The sequence below is a fragment of the Peptoniphilaceae bacterium AMB_02 genome (assembly GCA_036321625.1).
Lineage (GTDB): Bacteria > Bacillota > Clostridia > Tissierellales > Peptoniphilaceae > Microaceticoccus > Microaceticoccus formicicus.
Genome location: CP143259.1, coordinates 303,444 through 330,179 on the forward strand (window position 1 = coordinate 303,444; position 26,736 = coordinate 330,179).

At 35.5% G+C, this 26,736-nt stretch carries 44 protein-coding genes and 1 tRNA gene; 37 read left to right on the forward strand and 8 right to left on the reverse strand.

What is annotated here, in order from left to right; translation table 11 throughout:
- Positions 1 to 88: 88 nt before the first annotated feature.
- The gene (locus tag VZL98_01410; GenBank protein ID WVH63640.1) at positions 89 to 889 is read left to right on the forward strand and encodes an ATP-binding cassette domain-containing protein; all 801 of its coding nucleotides are present in this window, start codon (positions 89 to 91) and stop codon (positions 887 to 889) included.
- A gap of 33 nt (positions 890 to 922) precedes the next feature.
- Here the strand turns inward: VZL98_01410 and VZL98_01415 are convergent, their stop codons facing one another.
- Complete coding sequence (locus VZL98_01415) at positions 923 to 2,296, reverse strand: PLP-dependent aminotransferase family protein (protein ID WVH63641.1); 1,374 nt, start codon at positions 2,294 to 2,296, stop codon at positions 923 to 925.
- Positions 2,297 to 2,421: 125 nt separating this feature from the next.
- On the opposite strand from VZL98_01415, the gene pdxS reads away from it, so the two are divergent.
- The 5 genes from pdxS to VZL98_01440 all read left to right on the forward strand — a co-directional run bounded on the left by pdxS (position 2,422) and on the right by VZL98_01440 (position 7,152).
- Positions 2,422 to 3,270, forward strand: a complete 849-nt coding sequence (gene pdxS, locus VZL98_01420; protein ID WVH63642.1) for a pyridoxal 5'-phosphate synthase lyase subunit PdxS — start codon at positions 2,422 to 2,424, stop codon at positions 3,268 to 3,270.
- A 156-nt stretch (positions 3,271 to 3,426) separates the two neighbouring features.
- Complete coding sequence (locus tag VZL98_01425) at positions 3,427 to 3,912, forward strand: C-GCAxxG-C-C family protein (GenBank protein WVH63643.1); 486 nt, start codon at positions 3,427 to 3,429, stop codon at positions 3,910 to 3,912.
- Positions 3,905 to 4,834: a TDT family transporter gene (locus VZL98_01430; protein WVH63644.1), complete on the forward strand. Its 930-nt coding sequence runs from the start codon at positions 3,905 to 3,907 to the stop codon at positions 4,832 to 4,834. Before VZL98_01425 ends, VZL98_01430 begins: the two co-directional genes overlap by 8 nt.
- A 537-nt stretch (positions 4,835 to 5,371) precedes the next feature.
- Entirely contained in the window at positions 5,372 to 5,815 is a 444-nt protein-coding gene (locus tag VZL98_01435) for a hypothetical protein (protein ID WVH63645.1), read from the forward strand.
- Positions 5,816 to 5,877: 62 nt separating this feature from the next.
- On the forward strand, positions 5,878 to 7,152 hold the full coding sequence (locus VZL98_01440) for a peptidoglycan binding domain-containing protein (protein WVH63646.1): 1,275 nt from the start codon (positions 5,878 to 5,880) through the stop codon (positions 7,150 to 7,152).
- A gap of 199 nt (positions 7,153 to 7,351) precedes the next feature.
- Here VZL98_01440 and VZL98_01445 read toward each other — a convergent pair whose 3' ends face one another.
- The 3 genes from VZL98_01445 to VZL98_01455 are packed head-to-tail and all read right to left on the reverse strand — an operon-like array spanning position 7,352 to position 8,820.
- Positions 7,352 to 8,032, reverse strand: coding sequence for an LrgB family protein (locus VZL98_01445; protein WVH63647.1), 681 nt, complete (start codon positions 8,030 to 8,032; stop codon positions 7,352 to 7,354).
- Positions 8,022 to 8,375 (reverse strand): CidA/LrgA family protein, encoded by a 354-nt coding sequence (locus tag VZL98_01450; GenBank protein ID WVH63648.1) that lies wholly within the window; start codon positions 8,373 to 8,375, stop codon positions 8,022 to 8,024. The genes VZL98_01445 and VZL98_01450 overlap by 11 nt, the downstream gene beginning before the upstream one ends.
- 1 nt (position 8,376) lies before the next feature.
- Positions 8,377 to 8,820 carry a GatB/YqeY domain-containing protein gene (locus VZL98_01455; protein WVH63649.1) on the reverse strand — a complete coding sequence of 148 codons (444 nt, stop codon included), beginning with the start codon at positions 8,818 to 8,820 and terminating at the stop codon, positions 8,377 to 8,379.
- Between the two features lie 280 nt (positions 8,821 to 9,100).
- Between VZL98_01455 and VZL98_01460 the strand changes: the two genes are divergently transcribed.
- The 3 genes from VZL98_01460 to VZL98_01470 all read left to right on the forward strand — a co-directional run bounded on the left by VZL98_01460 (position 9,101) and on the right by VZL98_01470 (position 10,030).
- Entirely contained in the window at positions 9,101 to 9,313 is a 213-nt protein-coding gene (locus VZL98_01460; protein ID WVH63650.1) for a helix-turn-helix transcriptional regulator, read from the forward strand.
- Complete coding sequence (locus VZL98_01465; GenBank protein WVH63651.1) at positions 9,300 to 9,740, forward strand: hypothetical protein; 441 nt, start codon at positions 9,300 to 9,302, stop codon at positions 9,738 to 9,740. Before VZL98_01460 ends, VZL98_01465 begins: the two co-directional genes overlap by 14 nt.
- Positions 9,741 to 9,954: 214 nt before the next feature.
- Positions 9,955 to 10,030 (forward strand) — tRNA-Ala (locus tag VZL98_01470).
- Between the two features lie 122 nt (positions 10,031 to 10,152).
- Here the strand turns inward: VZL98_01470 and VZL98_01475 are convergent.
- Genes VZL98_01475 through VZL98_01490 form a run of 4 tightly spaced genes read right to left on the reverse strand, consistent with a single transcriptional unit; the run spans position 10,153 to position 12,481 of the window.
- Positions 10,153 to 11,307 (reverse strand): site-specific integrase, encoded by a 1,155-nt coding sequence (locus VZL98_01475; GenBank protein ID WVH63652.1) that lies wholly within the window; start codon positions 11,305 to 11,307, stop codon positions 10,153 to 10,155.
- Positions 11,308 to 11,351: 44 nt separating this feature from the next.
- Positions 11,352 to 11,651, reverse strand: coding sequence for a hypothetical protein (locus VZL98_01480; protein ID WVH63653.1), 300 nt, complete (start codon positions 11,649 to 11,651; stop codon positions 11,352 to 11,354).
- A gap of 37 nt (positions 11,652 to 11,688) precedes the next feature.
- Positions 11,689 to 12,156: an ImmA/IrrE family metallo-endopeptidase gene (locus VZL98_01485; GenBank protein WVH63654.1), complete on the reverse strand. Its 468-nt coding sequence runs from the start codon at positions 12,154 to 12,156 to the stop codon at positions 11,689 to 11,691.
- Positions 12,157 to 12,160: 4 nt separating this feature from the next.
- A complete protein-coding gene (locus VZL98_01490; GenBank protein WVH63655.1) occupies positions 12,161 to 12,481 on the reverse strand; it encodes a helix-turn-helix transcriptional regulator in 321 nt (106 codons plus the stop codon).
- A gap of 162 nt (positions 12,482 to 12,643) precedes the next feature.
- Here VZL98_01490 and VZL98_01495 point away from each other — a divergent pair, with 162 nt between their 5' ends.
- The 28 genes from VZL98_01495 (at position 12,644) to VZL98_01630 (ending at position 26,729) form a co-directional block, all read left to right on the forward strand.
- Positions 12,644 to 12,856 (forward strand): DUF739 family protein, encoded by a 213-nt coding sequence (locus VZL98_01495; protein ID WVH63656.1) that lies wholly within the window; start codon positions 12,644 to 12,646, stop codon positions 12,854 to 12,856.
- Positions 12,857 to 12,913: 57 nt separating this feature from the next.
- Positions 12,914 to 13,093 carry a helix-turn-helix domain-containing protein gene (locus VZL98_01500; GenBank protein WVH63657.1) on the forward strand — a complete coding sequence of 60 codons (180 nt, stop codon included), beginning with the start codon at positions 12,914 to 12,916 and terminating at the stop codon, positions 13,091 to 13,093.
- 184 nt (positions 13,094 to 13,277) lie between these two features.
- Positions 13,278 to 13,415, forward strand: a complete 138-nt coding sequence (locus tag VZL98_01505) for a hypothetical protein (GenBank protein ID WVH63658.1) — start codon at positions 13,278 to 13,280, stop codon at positions 13,413 to 13,415.
- Positions 13,416 to 13,428: 13 nt separating this feature from the next.
- Positions 13,429 to 13,656 carry a hypothetical protein gene (locus VZL98_01510; protein ID WVH63659.1) on the forward strand — a complete coding sequence of 76 codons (228 nt, stop codon included), beginning with the start codon at positions 13,429 to 13,431 and terminating at the stop codon, positions 13,654 to 13,656.
- Positions 13,653 to 14,105 carry a hypothetical protein gene (locus VZL98_01515; GenBank protein ID WVH63660.1) on the forward strand — a complete coding sequence of 151 codons (453 nt, stop codon included), beginning with the start codon at positions 13,653 to 13,655 and terminating at the stop codon, positions 14,103 to 14,105. Before VZL98_01510 ends, VZL98_01515 begins: the two co-directional genes overlap by 4 nt.
- A complete protein-coding gene (locus tag VZL98_01520) occupies positions 14,092 to 14,325 on the forward strand; it encodes a hypothetical protein (GenBank protein ID WVH63661.1) in 234 nt (77 codons plus the stop codon). Before VZL98_01515 ends, VZL98_01520 begins: the two co-directional genes overlap by 14 nt.
- Positions 14,326 to 14,460: 135 nt before the next feature.
- Complete coding sequence (locus VZL98_01525; GenBank protein ID WVH63662.1) at positions 14,461 to 15,018, forward strand: MBL fold metallo-hydrolase; 558 nt, start codon at positions 14,461 to 14,463, stop codon at positions 15,016 to 15,018.
- 58 nt (positions 15,019 to 15,076) lie between these two features.
- A complete protein-coding gene (locus VZL98_01530) occupies positions 15,077 to 15,841 on the forward strand; it encodes a DUF1351 domain-containing protein (GenBank protein ID WVH63663.1) in 765 nt (254 codons plus the stop codon).
- A 35-nt stretch (positions 15,842 to 15,876) separates the two neighbouring features.
- Positions 15,877 to 16,497, forward strand: a complete 621-nt coding sequence (locus VZL98_01535; GenBank protein WVH63664.1) for a hypothetical protein — start codon at positions 15,877 to 15,879, stop codon at positions 16,495 to 16,497.
- 54 nt (positions 16,498 to 16,551) lie between these two features.
- Positions 16,552 to 18,261: a hypothetical protein gene (locus VZL98_01540; GenBank protein WVH63665.1), complete on the forward strand. Its 1,710-nt coding sequence runs from the start codon at positions 16,552 to 16,554 to the stop codon at positions 18,259 to 18,261.
- 36 nt (positions 18,262 to 18,297) lie between these two features.
- Positions 18,298 to 20,103, forward strand: a complete 1,806-nt coding sequence (locus tag VZL98_01545) for a phage/plasmid primase, P4 family (GenBank protein ID WVH63666.1) — start codon at positions 18,298 to 18,300, stop codon at positions 20,101 to 20,103.
- Between the two features lie 318 nt (positions 20,104 to 20,421).
- Positions 20,422 to 20,634, forward strand: coding sequence for a DUF3310 domain-containing protein (locus VZL98_01550; protein WVH64526.1), 213 nt, complete (start codon positions 20,422 to 20,424; stop codon positions 20,632 to 20,634).
- Complete coding sequence (locus VZL98_01555) at positions 20,631 to 20,780, forward strand: hypothetical protein (protein ID WVH63667.1); 150 nt, start codon at positions 20,631 to 20,633, stop codon at positions 20,778 to 20,780. Before VZL98_01550 ends, VZL98_01555 begins: the two co-directional genes overlap by 4 nt.
- A 2-nt stretch (positions 20,781 to 20,782) precedes the next feature.
- Positions 20,783 to 21,043: a zinc ribbon domain-containing protein gene (locus VZL98_01560; GenBank protein ID WVH63668.1), complete on the forward strand. Its 261-nt coding sequence runs from the start codon at positions 20,783 to 20,785 to the stop codon at positions 21,041 to 21,043.
- 2 nt (positions 21,044 to 21,045) lie between these two features.
- Complete coding sequence (locus VZL98_01565; GenBank protein WVH63669.1) at positions 21,046 to 21,288, forward strand: hypothetical protein; 243 nt, start codon at positions 21,046 to 21,048, stop codon at positions 21,286 to 21,288.
- 20 nt (positions 21,289 to 21,308) lie between these two features.
- The gene (locus tag VZL98_01570; GenBank protein ID WVH63670.1) at positions 21,309 to 21,482 is read left to right on the forward strand and encodes a hypothetical protein; all 174 of its coding nucleotides are present in this window, start codon (positions 21,309 to 21,311) and stop codon (positions 21,480 to 21,482) included.
- A gap of 5 nt (positions 21,483 to 21,487) precedes the next feature.
- Positions 21,488 to 21,634, forward strand: a complete 147-nt coding sequence (locus tag VZL98_01575; GenBank protein WVH63671.1) for a hypothetical protein — start codon at positions 21,488 to 21,490, stop codon at positions 21,632 to 21,634.
- Positions 21,635 to 21,668: 34 nt separating this feature from the next.
- Positions 21,669 to 22,247 (forward strand): hypothetical protein, encoded by a 579-nt coding sequence (locus VZL98_01580; protein WVH63672.1) that lies wholly within the window; start codon positions 21,669 to 21,671, stop codon positions 22,245 to 22,247.
- Positions 22,248 to 22,436: 189 nt separating this feature from the next.
- On the forward strand, positions 22,437 to 22,922 hold the full coding sequence (locus VZL98_01585) for an NAD(P)-dependent oxidoreductase (protein ID WVH63673.1): 486 nt from the start codon (positions 22,437 to 22,439) through the stop codon (positions 22,920 to 22,922).
- 16 nt (positions 22,923 to 22,938) lie between these two features.
- Positions 22,939 to 23,295: a hypothetical protein gene (locus tag VZL98_01590; GenBank protein WVH63674.1), complete on the forward strand. Its 357-nt coding sequence runs from the start codon at positions 22,939 to 22,941 to the stop codon at positions 23,293 to 23,295.
- 117 nt (positions 23,296 to 23,412) lie between these two features.
- The gene (locus VZL98_01595) at positions 23,413 to 23,667 is read left to right on the forward strand and encodes a hypothetical protein (GenBank protein WVH63675.1); all 255 of its coding nucleotides are present in this window, start codon (positions 23,413 to 23,415) and stop codon (positions 23,665 to 23,667) included.
- Positions 23,642 to 23,875: a hypothetical protein gene (locus tag VZL98_01600; protein WVH63676.1), complete on the forward strand. Its 234-nt coding sequence runs from the start codon at positions 23,642 to 23,644 to the stop codon at positions 23,873 to 23,875. The genes VZL98_01595 and VZL98_01600 overlap by 26 nt, the downstream gene beginning before the upstream one ends.
- A gap of 57 nt (positions 23,876 to 23,932) precedes the next feature.
- Positions 23,933 to 24,475, forward strand: a complete 543-nt coding sequence (locus VZL98_01605) for a hypothetical protein (GenBank protein WVH63677.1) — start codon at positions 23,933 to 23,935, stop codon at positions 24,473 to 24,475.
- Positions 24,476 to 24,495: 20 nt separating this feature from the next.
- On the forward strand, positions 24,496 to 24,807 hold the full coding sequence (locus VZL98_01610) for a MazG-like family protein (GenBank protein WVH63678.1): 312 nt from the start codon (positions 24,496 to 24,498) through the stop codon (positions 24,805 to 24,807).
- Positions 24,808 to 24,815: 8 nt separating this feature from the next.
- Positions 24,816 to 24,977, forward strand: a complete 162-nt coding sequence (locus tag VZL98_01615) for a hypothetical protein (GenBank protein ID WVH63679.1) — start codon at positions 24,816 to 24,818, stop codon at positions 24,975 to 24,977.
- A 3-nt stretch (positions 24,978 to 24,980) separates the two neighbouring features.
- Positions 24,981 to 25,424 carry a hypothetical protein gene (locus VZL98_01620; protein ID WVH63680.1) on the forward strand — a complete coding sequence of 148 codons (444 nt, stop codon included), beginning with the start codon at positions 24,981 to 24,983 and terminating at the stop codon, positions 25,422 to 25,424.
- Positions 25,425 to 25,808: 384 nt separating this feature from the next.
- Positions 25,809 to 26,036: a hypothetical protein gene (locus VZL98_01625; protein ID WVH63681.1), complete on the forward strand. Its 228-nt coding sequence runs from the start codon at positions 25,809 to 25,811 to the stop codon at positions 26,034 to 26,036.
- Between the two features lie 3 nt (positions 26,037 to 26,039).
- Entirely contained in the window at positions 26,040 to 26,729 is a 690-nt protein-coding gene (locus VZL98_01630; GenBank protein WVH63682.1) for an HNH endonuclease, read from the forward strand.
- Positions 26,730 to 26,736: the final 7 nt, after the last annotated feature.

The window sequence follows — 26,736 nt, forward strand, 5'->3', positions numbered from 1 at the left end:
AGAGACCACTGTTGCTAAAAACAGTGGTTTTTTTACATATGCGATTTAATGTGATAAAATTCACTTATAAAGCGACGGAGTGGAAGACATGAAAAATACTGTAATCAATTTTGAAGACATTCATTTTATACGCGATAGAAGAAAAATACTTAAGGGAATAGATTGGAGAATCCTTAAAGGAGAAAGATGGGCGTTAATTGGCCTAAATGGAAGTGGAAAATCAACCTTGTTGGGCATGATACCGGCGTATACATATCCAAGTAGTGGAAGAGTAGAAGTATTCGGCTATGTATTCGGGATGACAAACTGGAAACGCATCAGAAGAAGACTCGGATATGTATCGACGACTATGAAAGAGCTTCTACCTTCGATGCACTCTAAATCAGCGAGGGATATTATAAGAAGCGGTGTTGAGAATACCATTGGTTTTTACAATGAATTAAGTCCTGAGCAAATAGATAGAGCAGAGGATTTATTAAATCAATTTTCGCTCAATCATGTAGCAGAGAAAAGATATTTTGGCCTTTCTGAAGGAGAACAAAGGAGGGTTCTTTTAGCCAGAGCATTTATGAATAAACCTGACTTGATGGTTCTCGACGAGCCTTGTGCAGGACTTGACCTAACAGGAAGGGAAGAGCTTTTGAGTAATCTAAACAGATACTGCATATGTGATGAAAAACCACTTATCTATGTAACTCATAATCTGGAAGAGATAATTCCTGGCATTACCCATGTTGCAATTATGGCAGATGGTAAATTAATTGCAAAGGGAAAAAAGAGAGAGGTTTTGACTGAAGAAAATCTGAAAAAAGTCTATGGAATCGATCTGGAGTTGGAATGGAAATACGAAAGACCCTGGATACGAATCCCGATAAATGAACAGAAATGAGCTGCTCACTGCAGCTCATTTTTAAATGCTATATTAAATTCTATTTATCAAATCCTTAAGTGCTGAAAGTCCGGTTTTTATCTCGCTTTTACTAAGTCCTGCAAATCCAATTATGAATTTAGGATTTGAATTCTCTTCGATTGTACTGAACCTATTTAAAGGCGTTATTCCTATGCCGTTTTTTCTGGCGTATTCTGCAAAACTTTCTCCGTCAATATCCTTTTTTAGTTCTATTACAAATGACATTCCTGATTGAGGTGGTATTATTTTCAAACCATTTATTTTCCCAAGCAGTCCAGTCATTAATTCGTGTTTACCGGAGTAAATATTTCTCATTCGGTTGATATGTTTTTCAAAATACCCGTCCTTTATAAAAGTAGTGAGAGCTTTTTGTATAAAAACTGAACAAGGACAACCAAAGCCTGAAAAGGCATTTTCGTACAGTCTCATAAGTTTTTTTGGCATAACCATATAGCTGATTCTTAGAGATGGAGTAAGGCATTTGGAAAAACTTCCCATGTATATTACCGAATCAAATACATCCATACTCTTGAGTGCAGGTACAGGACGACCGCTGAATTTAAACTCTCCATCGTAGTCATCTTCAATGATAAATCTGTTCTCAACTGCTGCCCAGTTTAAAAGCTCTATTCTTCTGCTTATCGGCATGACTATGCCGGTTGGAAACTGATGAGCAGGAGTTACCAGGCAGATATCTACATCTTCTCTGACTAAATCTGATATTTTTATTCCGGATTCGTCTATGGGAATCGGTGCTGCTGATTTAAGGTCATAGGTAAAAAACTCATTTCCCCAAGCGTAACCGGGATCCTCAAATCCGTATTTTGAATTCTCACCAAGCAGCCTTCTAAGTAGATAAAACAAGTGCTCCGTACCTGCAGAAATAATTATATCGTCCGGGCTTGTTGAAACTCCTCTGGAGTTCTTTAAATAGTTTGCAATGGCATCTCTTAATTCATAAAGTCCCTTTGGATCGCCTTGTCTTAGCAGTGTTTCGTCTTCAGAATTTACTGTTTCCCTAAATACCCGTCTCCAAATTGAGTAAGGAAAAGAACTTGAGTCAACCCCGCTAAATGAAAAATCATAGATTGGTTTTATTTCTGAAATAGGTGTCGATTCTTCGCTATCACTATCCAATTGAACTAAATGGTCGATTTTATTTACAAAGAATCCTACTTTTTCAACAGACGAGATATAGCCCTCTATCTCAAGTTGATAGTAAGCATTGCTCACGGTGTTTTTACTTATGGAGTATTCACTGGAAAGTGATCTTATAGAGGGCAGTTTGGTTCCGTCTTTTAATTCTCTTGATATTATCATATCTCTTATCGCTGAATAGACTTGTAAATATAGATGTCCTATTTCCGGATTTAAGTTTAAATACATTTTGAAACTCCTTTGACAAATAATCTGTACCCATATAAATAAATCATTTTGATACTAACAATAGGTACAGTATATCATATATAATCGACACATAATAAAAAACATAAAATTTGGAGGTAATGAATATGGACATATTTGAAAAATTAAGCGGTGGAGTAATAATGGATGTAACTAATGTAGAGCAGGCTAAGATTGCAGAGAAAGCTGGAGCATGTGCAGTTATGGCTTTGGAAAGAGTTCCTGCAGACATTAGAGCAGCCGGAGGAGTCTCCAGAATGAGCGATCCATATATGATTGAAGAGATATTAAATGCTGTAAGCATTCCTGTAATGGCTAAAGTAAGGATAGGTCATTTTGTGGAGGCACAGATTCTTGAAAGCTTAGGTGTACATTTTATAGATGAATCAGAAGTTTTATCACCTGCTGATGAAAGCTATCATATAGATAAGAATAAATTTGAAACTCCATTTGTGTGTGGAGCTAGAAATCTTGGCGAAGCACTTAGAAGAATATCAGAAGGTGCCAAGATGATTAGAACTAAAGGTGAACCGGGAACAGGAGATATAATCCAAGCTGTTAAGCATATGAGACAGATTATGACTGAAATAGCAACAGTTAAATCGTTAAATGAAGATCAACTATACCATGCTGCCAAGGAATACGGAGTATCTGTAGAATTATTAAAATATGTACACGATCATGGGAAATTACCTGTACTTAACTTCTCAGCAGGTGGAGTTGCAACTCCTGCAGATGCAGCACTAATGATGCAATTAGGAGCCCAAGGTGTATTCGTTGGAAGCGGTATCTTTAAATCAAAAGATCCGGAAAGACGTGCAAAAGCTGTGGTTCAAGCAGTTGTAAACTACAATAATCCAAAAGCATTATTAGAAGTTTCCAAGAACATAGGCGAAGCAATGGTTGGAATCAATGAAGATGAGATTAAACTAATAATGAGTGAAAGAGGCATTTAACAAACCAATGATTTAACTCGATAGAGGGATTGATAATTATAAGAACATCTTATTAAATACAAATAATCATTAAGATAATTGATTTGCAAACTACTCCTCCAAGACATATAATATTATTGTATTACGTTATATTAAATTATGTTTTGGAGGAGTATAATGGAGAATAAACACAAAGAGTATTTGGATGAGATCCAGGAAGTTGCTGAAGGATATTTTAGAAGAGGAGAATTCTTCTGTTCCGAAGCAGTAGTACAGACTATTAACGATGCACTTGGTAAGCCCATGCCTGAAGAGATTGTAAAACTAGCGTCGGCATTTCCTATAGGACTTGGAAAGGCTCAATGTCTATGTGGAGCAATCTCTGGTGGAGAGATTGCACTTGGAATTGTTTATGGTCGTGTTCACGGTGAACCTATGCATCCGAAGATGTTCGAGCTTGCAAAAGATCTACATGATTGGACCATTGATAATTACAAATCCACATGTTGTAGAAGCATAACCAGAAAGTGGAAAGGTGACGACTTTGCATCACCTGAGAGAAAAGAGCACTGCATTAGAATTACCGGAGAAGTGGCTAGATGGGTTGCAGAAAGACTCATAGAAGACGAAAAGTTACATCCTGGAGTAAGTGCAGATGCTTAAACTTTTAAAAGCGATTCCACTACCAATGGCAGGTGTTGGTCTTGCATTGGCAGCACTGGGTAATTTAGTTAGAAATTATGGAGAAATGTATCGAAATATACTGGGCATAGTTTCGGGGATAATTATTTTATTAATATATCTTAAAGTGTTGACGGATGCTGATTTTTTTGTAGAAGAGATGAAAAATCCTATAACCGCTTCGGTATTTGCGACCTTCCCAATGGCAAATATGTTACTCGCAACATATCTAAAACCCTTTGCACCTGCACTTGGTCAAGCAGTTTGGTTTATATCGATATTCATGCATGTAGTTTTAATAGCATACTTTACACTTAAATTCGTGTTTAATTTTGACATAAAAAAAGTATTTCCTAGCTGGTTTATTGTATTCGTAGGAATAGTCGTTGCATCAGTATCTTCACCTGCATTTGAGATGACTTCTTTAGGAAGGATCATTTTTTGGTTTGGGCTTATAGCAAACGCAGTTTTATTAGCGATAGTTATTTATAGAACTGTTGTGGTTAAGGGGATACCTGAACCTGCATTTCCGATACTTGCAATTTACTCAGCCCCGGTAGCACTAAATCTGGCGGGCTATATGAGTGCTTTTGAAGCTAAGTCAAATACCTTGATATTCATATTATTGATTCTTTCTCAAGTGCTATACCTATATGCCCTTACAGTATTTGCTAGAACAATTATGAAAGGTAAATTTTTCCCTTCGTATGCAGGATTTACCTTCCCATTTGTCATAACGGCGATTTCATTAAAATTGACTAATGGATACTTTGGAAAGACCGGAACCTCAATACCGGGTTTGTCCATTTTAGTAAAAGTTGAGGAGTTAATTGCAGTAGTAGTTGTGCTTTATGTATTATTTAAATTTATAGTACATATTTCTAAGTCACTAAGCGCTGAATAATAGCCAAAGTGCAATTGTAAAATAACTGCTTTGATACAATAGGACCTATCGCAATGATGGGTCCTTTTATGCATATTAAATTCAAAAATTAATGAGGTCAGGTCTGCTTAGGTTGTATTTTTACATAATTTCAATAAGTCCACTGCTTTTTTATTCATTAATATAGTGGAAATATAATCAATTGCAAGTTGAACGATAATACAGTGAGCAAGTCACGTCTTTAAAATATTGGAATGATTCATAATTTAATGTATGGGAAAACCCCCGAGAATTGTGAAGAGATTTTTGGGAAAATGTTATGGAAACTAAAAGAAAAAAAGGTATAGTGTAAGCATATAGCTTATTTTATATAATGTCTTTTGTACTCAAATATAAAGAATTATAAAATTAAGTTTGAAAGAGCAATATTATGATAAAGTATATGTGGTTATTTATAGAGTGAATTATTTAAATTGTTATTAATTTGTAACACATATGTGGGAAACATGTGATATAATGGTATTCCGTTGAAAACTATCTTATATGCAGGGGTGTATAATGAAAAAAGATATGAGCAATGAAAAGAATAATGAAATGGAATCTGATGCAGAAGAGACTGCTAAAACTGAAAAGGAACAAAATGGTATAACTGAAAAGATTGAATCGACAAGTGACGATAATCTTGAGGTCAATCAAATCGATGATGAGAATATGTCAGATGATTCGGTTATATCCGCTGAAGGAGAAATTGATGAAACCGTTAGGATAGAGGATGTAAGTGAATTGGCTGAAACGGAAACTACCGAAGAAACTCTTTCTCAAGAGCTAACCGATATAGACGAAACGGGAAGCGATGAAACCGAGCTTATAGATAATTCTGAAATTTACGATTCAAATGCCGATGGTGAGTCAGAATCTATAGATCAAGTTGCAATGACTAACGACTGGATCAATGAACCCAGTGAAGAGCATAAAAAGAAAAGAGATTTCTTAAATTCTTAATTATTCCTGTGATTCTTGGGGCTGCTTATTTAGGTGGTGCTTTTTATTTTTCCAGTCATGCAATGCCAAGAACTTCAGTAAATGGCAGGGACGTAACCATGCAACAAATTTCAACCATTGATCCGCTTGATGGAGTAGAAATAAAACCTATTACCATTACAAAAAAAGACGGAGAACAAGTTGTTTTAAACACAGAAGAGATAGATTTAAAATTAAAAACAGGTAGCGAGCTTGAGATAAAACAAGATTCGTTTAGATGGCCACTGAGTCTATTTGAAGACGATAAATATGAAGTTGAAATACTTACAGAATACGACGAAGCAAAATTAAAAACATTTATTGAAGACAATTTCATTAAAGGTGCTGTCAAACCGGAAGACGCAAAAATGGAAAGAGTTAATGGTGTCTATGAAATAATTCCTGAAGTGGAAGGAAACTATATAGCTAGAGAAACCCTAACCGAAAAGCTAATGGACGTCATAAAAAGCAATGGCGGCGAGTTGGATTTGACCGAATTATATGAACAACCCAAGCTTAGAAAAGATGATCCAAGATTTGCAAAAGCAAAAGAAGAAATAGATAAATATACCAATAAAGAGCTTGAGATTGACTTTATATTTAAGAAAGAAAAAATGGATAGAGCAGTTTTAAGTGATTTTATCAGTGTCGATAAAGACTTAAAGGTAACATATGATTCTGAAAAGCTGCATGAATATGTAGTTAATCTTGCAAAACAATACGATACCTACGGTACCTATAGAACATTTGAATCGACAAATAGAGGAACTATTGAAGTACCTCCGGGAATCTACGGATGGCAAATGGATGTTGATGAAACTGAAAAGCTAATAAGTAAATCTCTTGACGAAGGAACAAAAGAAATCACTCCAATCTACACAATAGAAGGTACTATAAGAACTGAAACCGGTGGCGATATCGGCTCGACATATATAGAAGTGGACCTTTCCAATCAGCATATGTGGTACTATGAAAATGGTGAGTTAGTTATTAGTGCACCTGTTGTTACCGGCGACCCGACCAGAGGAGTAGCAACACCTCCGGGAGTAAATGTGGTATGGCATAAGGAAAGAAATAAACCGCTTGAAGGAATTGATCCGAATGGTGCCCCATATGTAGCTCCGGTTGATTACTGGATGGCTGTAGACTGGTCACATACGGGGATTCACAATGCGAGATGGAGAGAAAACGCCGGAGGATTTGGTGGAAATATATTTAGAGGAAACGGAAGTTTCGGATGTATAAATACACCATACTACGAAGTCTCCGTTCTATACGATAGAGTATTAGTAGGAACACCTGTAATTATGTACGAATAAAATTATAAGTGATATATTAATAAATAAAAAAGCCATGGAACGAATTTAGGATTCGAATTCCATGGCTTTATATATTTTGATATGAATACAAATCATTTACCAGCAGTCAAAAATTTTGGCCGGATTTATTGGAGTACACAGCATTTTGTTTGCCTTGTACTAACATCTACCTAAATATTCAACTTAAACCTCATACGAACTATACAAATCTAATAAAAATCGGGAATAATAATACCGTTATAAAACCTGCAATTACAATACATAGACCACTTATAGCTCCTGCTATCTCAGAAATGGTTAGTGCTTTGGATGTGCCAATAGCATGAGATGCAGTTCCCAGTGCGGCTCCCTTTGCAATATCAATGTTAATTTTCAGCCTCTTTAATAAAAAGTCACAAACTATAACACCTAAAAGCCCGGTAATAGAAATAGCAAAGGAAGTTATGGACGGGATACCGCCAAACTCCTCTGTAAGGGGGAGTGCTATGGCGGTAGTAATCGATTTGGGAAGTATAGATATAAGAACATTTCTATCTAAGCCAAAGTACTTACCCATTATCAAAATACTTGTAAGAGCCGTAATGCTTCCGACTGCTGAACCTATGAGGATAGGCCATTTATACTTTAAGAAGACGTCGAAATTGCGGTAAAAAGGTACGGCCAAGGCAACGGTTGTCGGCATAATCATAAACTGAATAAATGCGCCTCCGACCATAAAGTCATCATAACTGATGTTAAAAACTTTTAAAATAATAATAATGATGATGATAGCAACCAGGAGCGGATTCAGAAGACTGCTTTTGAATCTCTTATTTACCAGTGTCCCAAAATAAAAACAAATTACGCATAGAAAAATACCAAAAACCGGACTATTCAACATCTTTTCTCACCACCAAGTACTTTACAGTAAGTCCTGTTGCTATAAAAGTTAAAATAGTTGAAACGACTGAAATAATTATAAATGGTATTATCTTATCTGCGATTAGTGGATAACTGTTAACTAATCCCACAGCAGGAGGAATGAAGTACATTGCCATAGTTCCAAGTAAAACACCGGCAAACTTTTCAATAGCATCGTACTTAACAACTCTTGTGTAAAGTAGTAGAAATAGAATTACCATAGCATAAACTGTTTCGGGAACTGGAAGTCCCAACAAATTTTTGATTACAGATCCGACAAATAGTGAAGTCATCAAAACTGTAATGGAATATAGATGTTTCATTTTATTTTAACAGCTTGTCCACTACCATATTTACAGATTTACCATCGGTTTTACTTCCGATTTTAGCCATTACCGACTTCATAATGATTCCCTTGGCTTTTGGAGAAAGTTCGATTCCTTCTTCTTCTATTATCTTATTAACTTCAACTTCCAGTTCCTCAGCTGTAAGTTGTTTTGGAAGATATGATTCGATAATCGCTATTCTCGTATTTGTTTCGTCAATGACATCGGATCTATCTGCAGGTAGCATTTCAAGTGTATCTCTAGCTTGTTTTAGTTCACGTTGTACAAATTTTATTGCCTCATCATCAGTCAGAGTTTTCTTCTCTTCTTTCTCTGCAAGGGCAATAACTGACATCATATTGCTTATTACAGCAGCTTTTAACTTATCTTTTTCCTTCATTGCCATCATTTTATCTTTACGTAAATTGTCTAAAAAACTCATAGTGAACCTCCTTAATTTTATAATTTAAGTATATCACTTAAACTTTTGTAAATCTACAATGGTACAGTACTTTAAATAAAAAGTTGGGGAATATAGAATAGAATCTATAGGATATAAGAATAAAGTTCAGACCTGCACAAGGCTGTTACAAAGATAGTTAAAGAAATTAACTTGGTACAATAAAAAATATTAGCTCTAACTATTGTAAAGGAAACTTGACAAGCGAGGAAACAAGTGTTATTCTAATGTAAAGGAAACTTTACGGAGGAGGACTGAGTATTTGAAAAACAAATTAGATGAATTGAGAAAAGCTAATGGCTTGACTCAAGAAGAATTTGCAAAAGAGTTAAGAGTGTCAAGACAAACTATTAGTGCTATAGAAAATGGTAAATACAATCCTTCTTTAGACTTGGCATTTAAGATTGCGATATATTTTTCTAAAACAATTGAAGAAGTATTTACTTATGAGGAGGAGAATCATGAAAAAAAATAATCTAATTTATGGCTTAGTATGTATTTTGTTAGCTGGGATAACTCTATACGCAGCCATTTCGTTTGGTGAAAATAAAATGGTAGGCGGATTATATGGCTTAACCGGAGTTTTAGGTGGAAATGGCATATATATAATAGTTCGATATTTTTATTGGCTGACTAACAAAGAAAAATTCCAAGAGAAATTACAAGTAAAACAAATAGAGCAACAGGATGAATTAAAGCAAAAGATTAGAGAAAAGTCAGGTACCTGTACTAATTTGATAGGAAACTTGATTATACTTGTTTCTATTATGGTGTACTTAATCCTTAATGTATTAGATATTATGGATACAACACATATAATAATATTCTTGGTAATCTATCTAATTAGTCAAGTTGTTATTGAAATTATCGTATTTAATCATTTACTAAAAAAATATGAATGATAAATAGTGATAAGAAAGTATATTTTGCTCACCTAATAAGTAGATGTGATGTCTAACTCTTTAAGAATGGTTACATTAAATATTATGCTGAATATAAGCAAGTGGCATTAAAGATCTAAACATTATAAACTACAACAATTGACTTAATGACCGTGTAAGAATTAAGCATAATAATTGACAAAAAACGGATACTGTCCTAGAATAGTATCTAATTGGGGGCATAGCTCAGTTGGGAGAGCGCATGACTGGCAGTCATGAGGTCAGGAGTTCGAGCCTCCTTGTCTCCACCATACATATTTTATAAATATTGACAACTAGTGATTTAGTGTAGATTTCAATGTTTGAAGGCTATTTCAATTATCGGTCTAAGTCGACCTAAACCGATTGACTAGATAAATCTCACGTCAAAAATCTAGTCAAAAATGCCCATGAATTTGAAATATTTCTCTGTTGATTTCTCTTTTCTGAAATTGGTGAAATGGTTGTATATTTTAAGTGTTGTGAGCTCATCTTCATGACCTAGCCTAGATTGAACGGCTTTTAGGTCAGCACCGGCATCGAATAAATGACAACAGTGAGAATGCCTTAACACGTGCGGAGTGATTCGTACGTTCTTTATGTGCTCTGATAGTTTATGTTTCTTGTAGATTTGGTCAAGTTTTTGTCCGGCTTTAGGCAGTGCAATATAAGAGCCTTTATTATTCGTGAATACGATGTTTTCGAGGCTTTGTATTGTTTGCTCTTTTTTCCATGTTTTTAGTTTTTGCATCGTGACTGGATCTAAATCAATTATTCGATTAGATTTAGAGGTCTTGGCAGTACTGGACACCATTAGCCGGTTATTTTCGCCGAGTGTTAGTGTTTTTGTTATCTTGATAGCATTCTTTCTAAAATCAACATCATCCCATTTAAGGGCCAGAATTTCACCTCTACGCATGCCGGAGTAGGCGAGCAAATGAAAGAACGTATGCCACATTATGTCGCCATCTTGCTTGAATGCATCGAGTAATATCAGTAGTTCCTCTCGTTCCAAGAATCCTTTATCATTCAAATCCGGAGTTTTTTGTTTTACCGGTGTTTTATAAATGTCAGTAAAAGGATTGTAAGAGACTAATCTCAAAGGCTGTATCGCATAATTAAAGCATTTATTCGCATAATTATAGAATGTGCGACCTTTATCGAACCGTGCGACCATATCATTATAAAACCTTTGGCACTGCAAAGATGTTATTTTATCGATGTCTTTATTTTCAAAGACTGGTAGTATGTGGTCACGAAATACTTGGTCGGTTTTGTTTAAAGTAGATTCCTTTACAGTTGTCATATAGACTTCTCGCCATAACTCGTATACATCGCCGTAGGTCTTTCCGGATGACGTTTTAAGTAGTCCTTGGTCGAATTCGTAGACTAACTTATTTAAAGCCTTCTGGGCCTCTTTCATGGTCTTAAATCCTCTTCGGGTTGGGTTTATTTGTTTTCCGGTTAGGGGATCTATTCCCAAGTAGACTTTGAACATGTAGAATGTCTTTCCGTTTTTCTTTTTGTAGGATGTTATTTTGTTTTTCATGTGTTGCTCCTCTTATGTGTACAAAAAAGGGTGCTTGCAACACCCTATTGCCTGTCTACCAACTTCTCAATGTTTTCATTAAGTCTCCCTAACTGCCTAATAATCATCCAATTTTGCTCGACCAGTGCAGAAAGATATGTCACTTTTGCTTGCTCCTCGGCTTTAGCAAAAGATAATGCCATTCCTACCTTAAAGAAATTGTTACCGACTAGGTCGTTTGCTATCCTTTGTAGGACAATTAGGTCCTTTTCATCAAGGCTTTCAAGTTGATACCTTTCCATAAATTCTTGTAATTTTCTTTCTTCTTTCTCTTCTTTTGTTTCCTTTTTTCCGAATAGTGCCATTTTGTGGTCCCTCCTGTGTGGTTTTTATTTTATGAAATTAATCATCAAGTTTTTCAAGTACTCCGAGCGGTTCGAAGTATATGTGATATTTTCCTATTCTCGTACAGATGCCATAAACACTTTTATAATACTTCACGGCATCTTGTAAGAATTCTTCTGTTACATCTAAGTATTCGGCAAGTTCGTGCCTGCCTCTTATTCGTGTATTATGAGCATCGATTAATTTTTCAAGCGGAACAAGTTGCCCATAGCTCCATGCTCTCGCATGCCTTTCTTGCTGGGCGTTTGCTACCGCTTTGGTGTTCAAAATGTCGCCTACTGAGGTTTTAAGATGTCCGACCTCCTCGGCTATGATGCATCGTTTCTCCCGTCTTGTGAGGTGATTTAGTGAGTTTATATAGATAATATTGTCTATACATAAGCCTTTCAGTTTCTTATTTTTGAAAGGTGCTTCAATGATTTCAATTTCACCACTTTCTACTAGTTTATGTATTGCATTTTCCATATTTCTATTTCCTTCTAGATTTAATATATTCGGCAAATTTTCTTATTTCTTCAAGTTCTTCGGGCGTAAAGTCGCCGTCTAGATGGGCGGCGAGGGTTTGCAGTTCTTTTCTGTGCTTTGGAACATCATATCCCATTAACCATGACGGACTTACATTACACGCTCTAGCAATAGCATCAATTTTATCTTGCTTTGGCATGTATCTTTCATTCAGATAGTCACTTATACTCGATGGAGTAATGTTTGCCAGTTTTCCAAGTTCTGTCTGATTGAGGTCCAATTCTTTCATTATTTGTGCTAGCCGTTTGGACAATTTTTCTTTCATTTTCCTAACTCCTTACATTGTATGGTGTTATATATTATACCACAAAATAATACATTTTAAACGGAAATATGTAAAAAAAATAAAGAAAACTGTTGACAAATAAAAAAATAGGGGTTATACTTAAATAGAAAACGGAAATCCGTTAGAAATGGAGGTGAAAGAATGAAATATGATTACAGTAAGTTAAGGGGAAAAATCACTGAAAAATTTGGAACAATAGGTAGGTTTGCCGAGAGCATGAACATGTCGTACACTAGTGCTAGCAACAAGTTGAACAACATAGTGCCATGGGACCAGTTGGAAATTGAAAGAGCGGTAGAAGTATTGGACTTAAATTGGGAATTAATTGAAGAATATTTTTTTACTCGCAAATAACGGAAAACCGTAAACAAAAGAACAATGAATAATATTTATTCACAGAAAGGAGAAACAATGAAACAAGTAATGACCCAAGAAGAGGTATGTCAGTATCTGGATATTTCAAAAGACACGCTTCTAGAGTGGCGAAAGCACGGTCTTGCGTATTCCAAGGTGGGCAATCGAATATTTTATAAGGCCGAATGGATAAGCGATTTTCTAGACGAAAATGAACAGTGTGATTACAGGAGATGAACAGAATAGAAAGACATCAACGCCTCATCCACAACGAACTCCAAAACTGCAGATCCCTGTACGAACTTTGGAGAATATGTAAGGGACTAGAATTTCAATACCCGGCATGGATGGTGGAGCAAGAGAGATGTAGGAGATATTTTGAGTTAACAGTAGAAAGAATATTTAAAAATAGGAGGTAGAGATGAACAAAAGATATGTTTGGAATCCTAAGACATGGTATCAGTGGACGCTTTACTATGCGGCTTATGGATTAGGTCTATTAGGGGCTGTAATGCTCATATGGCTTATGTACGTGCTTGCATGGGCGAGTTCTATTTAAAGGAGGTGAGGAAATGAATTATGACAGGTTGCTAGACGAGTTAATTCACGAAACAAAGCAACTGGCACAAAAAGCGACGCATTATTCTACTACAAAAGAAAACGAAAAGGAGCGTGAGAAGTGGGCGCATAGGAGTATGATTTATAGTTTTGCATTACTGAACTTGAAAGACAGGGAGAATGCGAAACTGATTTTGAAAATGGTAAATGAACTTACAGAAACGGAAAGGATAATGAAATGAAAACATTACAGTTACAAAAAGATTTTATGACAAAGATTGAGAAGCATCAAAAAGCAATTTGCGACATTAGTGAAGTGGAAGTATCGAAACACGTTGCAATTGGTGATGGATTTAGGATTTATTTGATAAACGTGGAAGATTTCTATCTTGACAGTGCGAAAATGTCTAATCATAAATTTTGCGAAATAATACGCGACACTGAAAAAGAAGAGGGTTACGAAAACGCATGGTTGACGAATGAAATGAGAGTGTTTCAAAAAGAAAAGCTTAACAAGATTGAGAATGCGGAAACTCACGCGTACGTGAATGAAAAGTTTTTAAAGTATTTTGAAGATGCGACTTTTAAAATTAAGCATCCACATAGACCGGTGCTAGTTTACGAAAATGGAGTTATACGAGGTTTGGTTTTACCAATGAAATTCGAGGAGGAAGGAAATGTTAACAAATGAGCAAATTAAAGCACTACAAGGAAGATTACATTGGTATCAAAAATGGAACACGAATACGGACTATGATGCTTTGGAAAGAGTGAAGGTGAAAGAATTATTACTAATCAACACCGTTGTAGAGGATCTAGAATATTCGCCAGAGTTAAACGAGTTGTTAGAAATCATATATGGAATCGACTTCTACAATGGTAAAATATATCACAATGCAAAAAGGGAATAGCACCACCACGCACACATTCCCTTTAAGGTCTTTGAGTACCTTTGTTTTATTATATCACGAAACGAGGAAAATAGATAAATGAATTATAGGATTATAGCATCGGGAAGCTCGGGTAATGCGGTTGTTGTTGAAGATATGTTGTTTGACTGCGGGGTGCCGTATGCGAAGGTAAGGAATCATCTATATGATGTGAGATACCTTTTCATCACGCACCAGCACTCGGACCATCTAAATACAGTCACATTCAATGCGATTAAAAAAGAATTCCCGAGAATCAAAGTAATAGCAAATTGGGAAATTGCGTATCGTATACCAGTCGACCACATTGTGGGAGACGACACAGAGATAAAACTCAAAAATAGAACAATACTATCTTTCCCTTGTCCGCATGATGTTGTGTGCCATGGGTTTGTGGTCCAGAAAAAAGACGTAAACATGATTTATGCGACGGATACAACTACACTGGAGCATGCTCCCAAGCTGAAATATGATTATCTGTTCATTGAATCGAACCATGACGAGAACAAGATTAGGGCAATACAAAATACGAGTCGTAAGCTATACGGATACGACGCTTGGCAAGGAGCGATGAGACATCTGAGTACACAGCAGAGTAAGGCTTTTTATTACATGAATAGGAGAGATGAGGACTCAGAATGGATTGAGCTTCACAAGAGTATGAGGTTTTATTGAGAAAGAGGTACAAATTTCATTCGTTGAAAGAGGAGAAGTGCATAAAAAAGGAGGAAACATGAACGAATTAATGAAAAACACTGTCGTTGAGATTGTGCCGGTTATCAATTTCAAAGACTATGAACGCTTGAAGAGCGAGGCTTTACTTTTGGCAGAGCACATCAACACAGTTGAGGTCACAGAAGAAAACATCAAGGTTACAAAGAAGATGCTCGCAAGTGTGAATAAGAGCATTAAGGAGCTGAACGACAGACGGATTGCGATTAAGAAAGAAATACTTGCACCATACGAAACATTCGCAGAACAGATAAAAGAAATAGAAACAATCGTCAAAGATGCTGACACGATTGTAAGAAATCAAGTCAGAGAGATTGAGGAAAATGAGAGACAGGAAAAGAAAGATGAACTTTTGAGAATCTGGAATGCGAGGATTAAGCATTACGGTTTTGCAAAGCTTATAACTTTTGATAATTGGCTAGAGCCGAGACATTTAAACAAAAGCGAGACGATAAAGAAATCAGAGTCGGACATGGTCGCCTTCTTAGAAAAGTGCGAAAGAGATTTAGACGTTTTGCACAAAATGGATGAGTCTGAGGATCTCATTTACGAATATGTAAGTTCGGAGCTATTCGACGTTGCTGATGCAATACAGAGATGGAACGCAAAGAAACTAGCACTGAAAGCACAAAAGGACCTGCTTAAAGATGTACAAGAAGATGAGGTTAAGAAGTATGTTTTTGTGGTGACTGGAGAGAAGGATAAGAAATTGACAGAGATGTTGTTGAGAGAGAATGGTATTGAGTTTGAAATACGTGAAATCTAAAAGCATTTAATTATATTAAAAAAAGGAGAATTAATATGGATTTAAGAAAAGATTGTGAATTAGTAGAAGTTGTTTATCAAAATGATAATAAAAAGGCTGTAATGACATTTTTAGATGTGGAAAATGGACAGGTGTTGGAGGTTAACTTTAATAAACAAATATACGATGACGGAAAATTTATAGACAGTAAAGAAAAAGCAGACAAAGTTAAAGAATGGTGTAAGGAATACTTTGACACAACGTTTGAGAAATTAAGTAGTACGATTGGTACAAAAAAGGATGTCTACGTTTACGAAAAATTTAACTCTCTTTGGAAAACTAAAGAAACAGTCAAGTTTACAAAGGAACATGTGGGTAAGTTTTTTGAAACAAAGATATCAAGGATTGTGAACGATGGTAGAGGTATACGAATATTCTTTGAGTTTGAGGACAAAGAATATGAAAGTAAGATGATGTATTCGGATTATATCCAAGATTTAGGAAAATGGTTCGAGAATCCACAAAAGAAAAATGCACAGTATGCGAAGTTTAAGGATAAGTTCGGAGTTGAAGTGGATAAGGCCGAGGATGTGGTCGGAAAAGATATTATGGTCGAGGTTAAAATCGCATTTAATAAGTTTCCATATGCGGATATTAAGAAGCCTAATTGGGCGTAATGGAACGCACCAATGATTTACTTTTTTGACGTAGAGGTGTTCAAACACAACAGTATGGTCGTATTCAAGGATGACACAGGAAAGACTGTTAAAGTCTTTTCCTCGTCCCTTGATGGACTGGGAGAGTTGTATGCAGAAGGTATTATCACAGAGGCTGGATTTGAGAAACTGGAAGAGTTTATAAACGGTAAGACGTTGGTTGGGTTTAATAATTACTGGTATGACGACTACATTTTATACGCAATGAGCAAGAATTTTGATCAATGGATTATTAAAGAGTGGAACGACAGCATAATCAAACAAGGCTCGATGCTAAACATGAAAAAGATAGAATGTTGCAAGACACTTGATTGTTTTCAACAAATAGACGTATCAAGACCGAGTTTGAAGAAGATTGAGGGCAACATGGGACTTTCCATTGTAGAGTCAAGTGTTAGTTTTGATATTGATAGGCCGCTGACACCGAGTGAAAACTATGAGACGTTTAAGTATTGTGAATACGATGTTTTGAATACTTGGAAGATTTTTAGGATGAGAAAAGATTACTTTGAAAGCAAAAACAAAATAATTGACATGATGGAGTCGGACCATTTAAAGAAAATTGCTTACAAATGGAATACGACCAGCATTGTCGGTGAAATCCTTAAACCAAAAAGAAAAGCACCATCAAGGAGACTTGTTGGAGATCATTTGATGGAGTATGCACCCAAAGAAGTTAGGGACATGTGGGAACAGCTTGATACAACTATCGACTTTAAGTTCAAAAAGAAAAAAGTTGTAATTGAGGAGTTTGGGAATGTAATCGAGTTTGGATGGGGAGGACTTCATGGAGCACCTAAGAGATTTATAACGGATGCAGATGTGAAACTTGCCGATGTGTCCTCGATGTATCCCAACATATTGATACTTCTGGACGGACTGAAAGACAAGACAAAATATTATAAAGACATTCTCGATTACAGACTCAAACTAAAACACGAAGGTAAAAAAGAAGAGCAAGCACCGTTGAAGTTGGTCCTTAATTCAACCTATGGAATTTTGAATAATAAGTTTTCACAGCTGAACAATCCACACTTGGCATATAGCATCTGTATTTATGGTCAAATATCACTTTATGTTTTATCCCAAAGATTGGCGCAAATGGGAGCAAGGATTATCAATATAAATACAGATGGAGTCGCATATTCGTACACAGGCGATGAAGATATTAAAATCTTCAAAAACTGGGAGGAAGAGTTTGGATTAAATTTGGAAATAGACAGGTTTTCAAACTGGATTCAATCGAATGTGAACAACTATATTGCAGTTACAAAATCGGGATATATGGTTACAAAAGGTTCGGATGTAAACAAGTACAATGAGCATAAATATTTTGCGAATAATGATATTAGAATTACGCATATTGCTTTGGTCGATTATCTTATACATGGGAAACCGGTACAAGATACGCTATTTGAAAATTTAAATGATCCGGTATTGTATCAGTACATCTTAAAAGCTGGTAACACATACAAAGGTGTGGTGAGAAGTGATGAGCCAGAGAAACTACTCGACACAACCACAAACCGAATATTTGCCGCAAAAGGCGAAGGCGTCGAAATCCTAAAGAAAAGACAGGACGATGGGCTTGTTAAGTTTGCGGATGCACCGAATAAGATGTTTTTGTGGAATGAGGACCTAAAAGACTTGAAAGACTTTGAAAAAATAATAGACCTACAATGGTATTACGATTTAGTGATGAAAAACTTAGAGAGATGGCGATAATCTCACTAATCATAAGAAAAGTGAGGAGGTGAAACTTTGTATGTAGAATTTAAACCGGGTGAGAAATTTAGTAACAATTTATCTGACATCAGCGACGACCATTCAGCTTTTGCTGATGCTGGAAGGCTGCTTGACGATAATGATTATGTGATTGACATTGACAACCTACCAAAAGAGATCATAAAGAAACTGATTATAACCTTTGACATTAAGACGCAAACAGTGTGGACAGAAAGAGGTTGTCACCTCTACTTCAAGAAACCAGAAGGCTTTAGACGTGGTGCGAATAGAGTGTCGCCACTTGGATTTGAGTATGAGATAAAACACAAAGGGAACACAAAAGCAGTAACGATAAAACGTAATGGGAAACTTAGAGAGATAGAAAATGAAGGCATTAGAGAAAGTGCACCTTTTATATTTACATCGAATAAAAAGTTTGAGGTCTTATTCGGAATGGATGAAGGTGATGGTCGAAACAATGCTTTATTTAGATTAAGAAATCAGTTAGCCGGACAAAAGGACTGGAGAAAGGTTTTAACGTTTGTAAATGACAATATCTTTAGTGCACCTTTAAGTGAAGAAGAGCTAACAATACTCACTCGAGAAATGGTGGTTACTGCAGAGAAGGATAACGAATATGAAGTGGCCAACTGGTTAATGAAAGAAATGGACTTCTTGCAATACGGTGAAAGGTATTATTTCAAAGTGGATGGAGAGTATTCACATGAGGAGTCGCTGTTAAGGCAGTTAGTTTATAAGAGTGTAGGCAGTCAAAAGACTAGATATGTCGATGAAGTTATTAAACAGATGGAGTATCGGTGTAGGAAGATACCACAGGATACAGTTTTCAATATTAAGTTTAATAATGGTTATTTGAGAGATGGAGAGTTCAAGGACATCATTGTTGACGACTTCACTCCGTATAATATTGACATTGACTATGATAATGAAGCAAAGCCTGTTGAGATTGTGGACGAGTATATCAACAAGTTGACAAACAGTGATGAAGATTACAGGAATTTACTACTCGAGATACTGGGACACACTCTGGTGGTAGATCCAGAGTTCAAAAGGATGTTAGCCAAGTTTTTTATCTTTATCGGCGATGGTGGGAACGGAAAAGGGACTTTGCTTCAAATAATAAAGACGATTTTAGGTTCAAAGAATGTGACTGGACTTGGAATTAAAGAGTTAAGCGATGAAAGATATCTGACATCATTTAAAGGGATGTTGGCCAATCTTGGAGATGACATTCAAGACCAAGCGATAAACGATAAAGACATGAAGATGCTCAAAAACATATCAACATGCGACTTTATCAGCACAAGAGAATTGTACAAGAGTGCGGAGTCAATGTACTTCACAGGGAGTCTGATTTTTACATCAAATCATATCTTAAAATCATGGGAAAAAGGAAAAAGCTACAAAAGACGTGTTTTATGGTTGCCGATGTATACAAAAGTAGAAAAGAAAGACCCACTTTTCATAACTAAACTGACCACACCGGAAGCACTTGAGTATTGGATGAGGTTGATTGTAGAAGGATACAAGAGGTTGTATGAAAATGGTGATTTTACTGAGTCGGAGATAGTGAACATATTTAATGAAAGTTATCACAGGGAGAATAATCCGGCACTTGATTATATTGAAGGTAGAACGATGGAAGATTTTGAGGACAAGCCTCTTGCAGATATTTACAGAGACTATCAAGACTGGTGCGAGGACAATGCGGTCGATTATAACGCTAATATGATTTCAAACATAATGACTAATCATTTTGGCTTACAAAAGAAAGTTAAGTGGCTTAATGGTAAAAGCATAAGATGTTTTACGAATGACTAATTTTCAACGTTTACAGGATTGCATCACCATTATCAAAACAAATCCTTACAAAAAATTGTAAGGATGTAAGGAAATTGTAAGGATTTTGTAAGGCAGCAAACTATTGAAAACAACACCTTTATACTATAATCCTTACATTCTTACAATTAAAAAGATATATATTTATATATTTATACTCACTCGTTCATACGAACAAGTACAAAATATAAAAATAATTTTGCAATTTGTATGTAAGGTTGTAAGGATTTCTTGTATACGTTGGTAACACTAGCTTACAAGGAATTTGAAATTGTAAGGATTAATGTAAGGTTGTAAGGAATTAGGAGGAGAGAAAACAAACCGAAGCATTACAGACTAGACGGACTGAACATAGAAACAAAAGATGTCATCAAGTCTGTGTTAGGTAAAGATGGATATAAAAACTTCTGTCATGGAAATATCTTAAAATACGTAATGCGAGCAAACAAGAAGAATGGTAGACAGGACTTTGAAAAAGCTAGAGAGTATATAAATTGGGTGTTGGAAGAATGACTGTACTAGCAGCCTTGATTGGTGTTTTAGGTTTGATTTTAAGCACACTAATATTTGGAATAGTGATGGTGATAATAGCCGGAATAGCTTGGAGTTTATACGACTTTGGAAAGATGATTTATGAATATATTTTTAAGGAGGATTAGACATGAATATAGAAACTCTTAAAGAAATTACAAAAAAGATAGGAAACAACCTATTAGATGCCGATGAATTAGAACCGCCATTAATAGTTAACTGGCATGCTGATATTCAAAGGCTGTTAGATAAAAACATACCGATTCCAACAAGAGATGTGAAATTAGATATTGATGATTGGGAATCACAGTGTCCGGTTTGTGATGAGATAGTGGATGTTGAAGCAAAATACTGTGCATACTGCGGACAAGCAGTAGAAATGGATTGGTAGGAATGAAAAGAATAATTATAGACAATGGACAATGCTTAGTGATGAACCCAGATTCAATATATGTTTTTTATAGTGGTCACAAATCACATATACGAGCAATAGTTGGAAAGGAAGAGTACGTATTAACCAATGATATGGCTCCAAAAGCTGCAGAAATATTAATGGTTTTGATATTAGAAAAGATTAAGGACGATAACAACGATTTTAATGGAAACATAATAATTGATATTGAAGCATTAAGGTGAACTAAAGAGGAGGATTAAAAATGAGAGAAGTAATAGAAGTTGTTGGATTGAAAGATGTGTTATGTACAGTAAAAGCAGTTCTTGAAGAGCATCTGGAAAGAGAACAAATCAAGACTATATACAACGAGATTAGAAAAAACTTAAATAGCTGGTCTTTTGAGGCTTACATTGAGGTTTATGACTGGGAGGAGTAGAGCAAATGAGTTATGAAATGTATCCTGGAAATTATATTTTGATAAGCCGTGAAGATAATGAATGTCTTGAAATATGTAATTCGAGAAGGAAAGAAAAACGAACCAGAGGATCTAAGAAAAGCAAAAGTATATTTAGACTGGATGCTAGATGAGATTTAATGGTGATAAATAAAAGGAGATAAGATTATGAATTTAGAGGGACACCTAACACACTTTAAAGACCATAAAGCAACACTAACTGATTTAGGAGAGGTCAAAATATTAGATTGGAAAAACCCAAATTCAAACCATTATCGAATACGATATATTTTTGATGAAAACTATTACAAGCTATTTATAAGTGGAGATTTAGGGGAGTTAGTTGCATGGAATCCTACTAACATGACATTTGATAAATTTGAAAAACATTATTGCAACAATCCGAGCTATTTTATAGAAAAAATACAGTGCGCGGAACGTCAAATTTATTGGTATAGAGAAGAACAAGCTAGAAAAGAATTGAAAGAGCGTTTAGAGGATATCTATTATGATGAAGATGAATATATAGAAGAAGTTGTAGAAGATTGTATGGAATACTTTTCTGATGAATATGGGTTTGATTATTATGGGATATTTGACATGTTAAACAATACAGATTTGAGTGACCTTGATCCAGATTATTGGGAGTGGCTAACAGATTGCGGAAAACAAATTAGTGTAATCACCTATTTGTATTTATTAGGATTTTCATTAGCGATGGAAAACTTAAGGAGCATTAGCCAATAAAAAATTGAATTAGAGAATATCTGTTTCAGAATAAAGGGGTGAAATGATGAATGATTTATTTAGCAGAGAGAGAGAGAGCAGAAAGACTGGACAGGCAATAAAAACAGTGTATTCACAACACTTGCAGCATCCAGTCATGCTATTGGTGAAAGACAGAAACATGATTATTATGCAACTGAACCAAAGGCAATGGAATTATTACTTCAAGAAGAAACTTTTTCAAATGTTATTTGGGAATGTGCTTGTGGTGAAGGTCATTTGGCAAGGGTGCTTGAAGAGCATGGATTTGAAGTTATTAGCACTGATTTAATATATAGGGGCTATGGTGATCCTAAACCAATGGACTTTTTAAAAGAAAGCTTTGATGACTTTGAAGGTGATATTATAACCAATCCACCATATAAATATGCACTTGAATTTGTTCAAAAAGCATTGGACAGTATTCATCCAGGAAGAAAAGTTGCAATGTTTTTAAAACTTCAATTCCTTGAAAGTAAAGCAAGAAAGAAGTTCTTTAAAGAAAATCCACCAAAAGTTGTTTATGTTTCAAGTTCAAGATTGAATTGTGCTAAAAATGGAAATTTTGACAAATACAAATCAAGTGCAGTGGCTTATGCCTGGTTTGTTTGGGAAAAAGGGTTCAAAGGTGACCCAATTGTTAAATGGATAAATTAAAAGGAAGGTGGAAAAAATGATAAACATAAATAATGTTACAGGATTTATAATGCACGGCGATTATGTGTATGATGCAGATGAAGTAAAGCGTGAGTGGAATGATTATACGGACAAAGAAAAAGAAGGTTGGTATACAACTAAGTCATATCGAGAGAAATTTTGTGCAAGGAATGTGTTAGAGGATTTATTTGAACATGCAGGAGAGGAGATGTATGAAGATGCAGATGAAAAAATGTTTGAATCTGTAACAAATGAACAGTTTAAGAGGCTGCAAGAAATTCTTGACGACATAACCAAAGACGACAGTTTTTTAACTTATTACGAAGATGAGTTAATAGATAAAGATTCAAAAATGTATAAGGAAATAAGATAAGTTAGAGAAATAAATAACATGGATTAGGGGGGGAGAAGATGATAGAGGAAGAGGATTCGAAAAGGCCATTTTAGAAATAGTATTAAATGATATTTATAACAGAAAGGATGATGAATAATGAAATATAGAAAGAAACCAGTTGTGATTGAAGCAATTCAATATTTAAGAGAAGAAAACATTTCATCATGTATGGATTTTTGTCCTGATATGGTTTTCAATGCAAAGGATAATGAATATGATATAAAAACATTGGAAGGAAATATGAGAGTTTCAAAAGGCGAATATATTATTAAAGGGGTTCAAGGTGAATTTTATCCATGTAAACCTAACATATTTGAAGCAACTTATGAAAGGGTTGATGATGAAATATAAACCCAAAAAAGGATTTTACGATTTAAGCAATAAGCCGGAAACCCTAAGCAAAAAAGAACATCAGCAAATACAAGAAACACAAATGATGTTAATGAGAGTTGAAAAAAGAAAAGAGGAATACATGAAAGACAAAGCAGCTTGGCAAATGGCACAAGAAATGAGTGCAAAATTACAACAAATAATATTAAAACATTATCAGGTGGACTAGAAATATGAAAAACATAATAATGAATGTTATTGAAACATATCAAGGAGAGGACTAAAAATGACAACAATACAAGAAATGAGAAAAGTAATAAACCAAGCAGAAGAAACACTTGAAGAGCTTTACGAAAACGTCGAAGAGATGAAAAACAGGCTTGAAGAGATGGAGCTTGAGGATAAGCGGGAACAAGAGCAAAAAACAATTTATAACTTGGAAATAGGAGATAAGTTTTATCATTTAAACACATACGGAGATATACGTGAGGACGTTTGGGGAAATTACGAATTGGACCGATGTTTGATGAATGTGGGTAACATATATTTAACGTACGAAGATGCCGAAGACGAATTGAGAGCGAGAAGATTAATAGCAAAAGCTAAGAAATCTCAAAAGGGATTTAAACCTGGTTGGGATAGCTCCATGAAAGAGAAACATTATATAAGATACAATTCCCACTACAATGCGATAGAAACCTGTTTCGTACAAGCATTTAAAAGCTTGCCCAGATTAGAGTATTGGCCGAACAAGGAAGATACGCTTGAGTTTGCGAATAAAAACGAAAAAGACCTAATTTGGTTCTTTACAGAATATAAAGGATATTGAAGTAGTGGAGGACTAAACTAATGACAAACTTAAATTATCTAATTGAAAAAATAAAAGACTGGGCAATTGATAGAAATTTACACACTGGAGATCCAGCCGGACAAATCAATAAACTTTTTGAAGAAGGCGGAGAAATAGCTAAAGCTTTTAATAAACAAAACACTGAAGATTTAAAAGACGGAATAGGTGATGTAATCGTCGTACTGACCGTTTTATCTTTACAGCTTAACTTGGATATAACCGAGTGCGTAAAGCTTGCCTATGAAGAAATTAAAGACCGCAGAGGCAAACTTATTAACGGAGTCTTTGTCAAGGAGAGTGATTTGGAGTGATTGAGAATATGTTGGCTCTTACTTTTATCGGTCTGTTTGGTCTAGCAAGTTATTCTTATGGATACAGCAAAGGCCGACTGCATCAAACAATTATTCACATCAAAGAACTTGACAACATAATCGATAAGTTATCGGAAGAAAGGACAGATGATACAGGAAAGGACTGGTAAAGATTGGAGAGAGAACAGCTAAGACAATATCAAGACCTACTTAAAGAAATCAAAATGTTAAGAAAACGAATCGAACGTGAGAACAATAGAGCAAGCAATCAAACTGTTATAGACTCTGTCAAAGGTTCATCGCCCGAGTTTCCGTATCAACCTGTCACGTTTAGGATTGAAGGACTGGAGGATAGCACTGAGTCACGAACACGCAAAGACAGAAGATATAAGCTTTTGATGAACCGGATTAAGAAAGCGGAGACACTCAGAGAGAATATCGAAATCTTCATAGCATCAATACCGGACTCAAAGGTAAGAATGATATTTGAGATGAGATACATCGACCAATACAGCTGGTGCAAAATAAGCATGAAACTTCATAGCAAACATGAAAGCTATGCGAGAAACATACATGATAGATATTTAGAAAGTTTAAGGGACAAGTTGAGCGATTAGAGCGATTTACATGTGATAATATGGTATTGGTGGATAATAAAATTCTTAGTGGGAATCAAGGTAAGCGCGAGCGTGACGAACTCGTAAAAAGATGAATCCATTCTGTTGTCCTTTTATGCCAGACAACCCATGACTAGAGTGATGATTGGAAAGAGCATAACCAGAGTATATACATGTTCTACACACTAAGAATTTATACGAATCTCCTTTTTAAATATTTTATTAGCAAGGCACGTTGGGTCGCACACCTGACGTGTTTTGCTTTATCGAGAACGGAATGTGTTGAGTGACCAGTCGCTTGACACGTGGGAACTATACGCTATACGACGCAGGGGTGGGAGCAAAGTGTATGAAATAAAACTGTCAATCAAGTATCTTGAAGGATTGGAGAGACCTTGGTTACTCAAACGAGAACATGGAGAGTACGAACAGCACGCACACTTCTATACAAGAAAAGATGCTGAGAAAGTAAGAAGACTCATTGACTGCGACAGATATCCTTACTGTAAGGAATACCGAATCGCAATGCAGAGAATCTTAACCGAGGAAGAATTCAAGAAACTAAACAAGAAACAGAGATACTTCAATGTTAATAAAGGAGTGTGTTGGTAAGGTGTGAATTATAATAAAAAGTCATGGACAAGAAAGTCAGACTACATAAAACAAAGAGACGGATATTTATGTCAGGAATGTCTGAGACGTGGAGAGAGAACTGGAGCAGACCATGTGCACCACATAAACCCAGTAGAGACACACAGCGACCTCAGATGGGAGAATGACAACCTAATAAGCCTATGCCTATCATGCCATAACAAAATGCACCACAGGGCGGATAGAAGGCTCACAAGGCTTGGTAGATGGTATCAGAGAATATATCAGACTGTAAAAGGAAATAAAAAAATGACAGAGATTAGATTCGTAATAGGACCACCTTGTTCGGGTAAGAGCACATATGTTAAAGAGCACAAAGGAAGAAACGATATTGTGTATGACCTTGATGAAATTGTAAAAGCAATTACATTAAACGAACTGCACGACAAGAACCCAAAGGCTATTGAATATGCTCTTGACATCAGACATCTAATCTTAACCAAACTTGAAACAGAGACAGAGTTTGACACAGCTTGGATTATTAGTACAGAGATGAAAGATAGGTTTTATGATTATTATCTTTACAAACCACAGATAATTAAAATGCCAGCATCACAGACAGAGTGTTTATATAGATTACACAAAAATCCAGATGGAAGAAATGTAGAGGAGACGGAAAAAGTAATCAGAGATTATTTCGCATCCCCCCTCTAAAAATACA